General features: G+C 60.1%; 3 protein-coding genes. All 3 read left to right on the top strand.

Going from position 1 to position 2,301, the window contains the following annotated elements:
• On the top strand, positions 1 to 207 hold a 207-nt coding region (locus H5U38_03230; GenBank protein MBC7186027.1), incomplete at its 5' end, for a hypothetical protein.
• A 35-nt stretch (positions 208 to 242) separates the two neighbouring features.
• On the top strand, positions 243 to 1,268 hold the full coding sequence (locus H5U38_03225; GenBank protein MBC7186026.1) for a PorV/PorQ family protein: 1,026 nt from the start codon (positions 243 to 245) through the stop codon (positions 1,266 to 1,268).
• Positions 1,269 to 1,498: 230 nt separating this feature from the next.
• A partial coding sequence (locus H5U38_03220) for a hypothetical protein (GenBank protein MBC7186025.1) occupies positions 1,499 to 2,301 on the top strand: 803 nt, incomplete at its 3' end.

Below are 2,301 nucleotides of genomic sequence, written 5' to 3'. Positions count from 1 at the left end.
CTCTTGCCGGCGCGGGCTAAGGTGCACATCTTCACTTCGCGTGGCGAACACGTTGTCACTCTGGAACACGACGGCAACATCCACGATGGGGCCGTGTCGTGGAATCTGAAGACCAAGGAGAACCTGGACGTAGCCGCAGGCATCTACTTCTATGTGGTCGAGTCGCCCGTCGGCAAGAAGACCGGCAAGATCGCAATTATCAAGTAGCGCCAATTCGCTCTGGTCATAAGCGGGAGTGAACAATGCGAGTGGCACGAGTTGCATGGTTCATAGGAGCAGGAGCCCTGGTGCTGGCTGCGAATGGCACGATATGGGCCCAGACGAAAGTGGGCACCACTGCGGTGCCCTTCTTGGGCATCAGTGTGGGCCCACGAGCAACTGGGATGGGAGGCGCCTTCGCTGCGGTGAGCAACGACGCGACAGGCCTGTACTACAACCCCGGCGCCCTTTCCCAAATGCCGAATTCCCAATTGGTGGTGGCGCACACCCGCTGGCTGCTGGGCACCAACCTCAATTGGGTGGGGCTGAGCCTCAAGCTGGACGCCGACAATGCCATCGGCCTGAGCTTCACCCACCTCGACTATGGAGAGGAGGAGGTGACCACGGTCTACCTCCCGGAGGGGACAGGCGAGCGATGGGGTGCCACGGACATGGCAGCCTCATTGAGCTACTGCCGCAACCTCACCGATCGCTTCTCCATCGGCGGCAGTGTGAAATACATCCAACAGAAGCTGTGGAACGAGACGGCCAGCGCCCTGGCCTTGGATGTGGGGCTCCTCTTTGTCACCCAGTTTAAGGACCTCAGGATGGGGATGAGCATCAGCAACTTTGGCACCGACATGCGCCACGACGGCCGTGACCTTCTGCACCGGGTGGACCTCGACCCCGAACACATCGGACACAACGAGACCATCGTGGGCAAGCTCAAGACCGAGAGCTGGCCGCTGCCCTTGTTCTTTCGCGTCGGTTTGGCCATGGACGTGCTCCGGCAACAGAACTACCGTCTGACATTGGCAGCCGATGCCTTCAGGCCCAGCGACAACACGGAGACGGTGAACGTGGGCGCGGAGTTTGAGCTGTTTAGGCTGCTGTCGGTACGTGGAGGATACAAGTCCCTGTTCAGAAGCAGCAGCGAGGAGGGGCTCACTGCCGGTGTGGGGGTGCGCCTGGCGTTGGACCCGAGGTTGGCCTGGCAGTTCGACTACACCTTCGCGGATTTTGGCCTTTTTGAGCCTGTACACATGGTAGGCGCCTCGATCACTTTCTAAAGGGGGATTGATCTCACCAAGGCCGGAAACGATGGGGTATCTGTGCCGAGGGGGGAGCAATGAGGCGACGGGAAAGGAGGTGATGGAGATAGGCGTAGGATGAACTTGGTTGGGTCTTTGGAACACGCATGCACGGGCTCGTGGAGAGGCCCCGCTGTGTGTGAGCAGATGGAGCGTGCGCCTGGGTTGCACCGTGGGCGCGAAGGAAGGAGAAAGCAACGAGGTGGAAGATGAGACGTAACAAAATGTTTGCTTTGCTGGCCCTTGCGGTCGCGCTGCCGTTGGTGAGCGGCTGCTTTACGATCCTCAGCGTCGACCAGGTGACAACGGCTACGACCGGCTCGAAGATTGTCGTGACCATCGAGGTGCGCACCGAGGGCACCGATGCCAATCCCCATTATGGCATCTTTGCCGTGTTGGTGCCCAATGACTGGACCGTTGACTCGGTCTACTACTCGGGCGACTTTGGTCCCGACTATGCGACCTTTTTGCCACCTGACGTAGCCGATGGGGACCCGGGTGGCCAGGTAGACTATTGGGAGCCTGCGCTTGAGCAGCAGTACCCCAGTGGGCCGGACATGCGGTGGGTGGTCTACCAGGGACACACTCCCTATGCTTCAAACTTAGACACCGGCTATGTGGACGTGACGGTAGAGATGACCGTCGGTAGGAGTTCCGGCAACTTCAACATCGGCTACTTCGTCACCAATGCGGCGCTTGACTTCACCGACCGCAGCTACTACGACATCAAGTTGGACAATCCCATTAGGGTGACGAGCGGTGGCCCTGTGCGTGTGACTTTTGTGGCGAACACGGCGACGGTGCCGGACACGTTGGGGCCGACCTCCACGGTGCAGGTGCGCGGGAGTGGAGGTCCGTTGACGTGGAGTGGGGCATCGCCGGTATTTTTGGAGAATGTGGGAGGTGACTACTGGCGGGGGACGGCGGAGTTTACTCCTGGGGAGCGGGTGGAGTTTAAGTTTTACACGAATGCGCACGACACGGTGTACGCGGGGGCGGAGTGGGAGCACCA

This window comes from Calditrichota bacterium (genome assembly GCA_014359355.1).
Taxonomy (GTDB): Bacteria; Zhuqueibacterota; Zhuqueibacteria; order JANLFK01; family Oleimicrobiaceae; genus Oleimicrobium.
The sequence above is the reverse complement of the archived record's forward strand: the minus strand, read 5'-3'. Positions and strand labels throughout refer to the sequence as shown.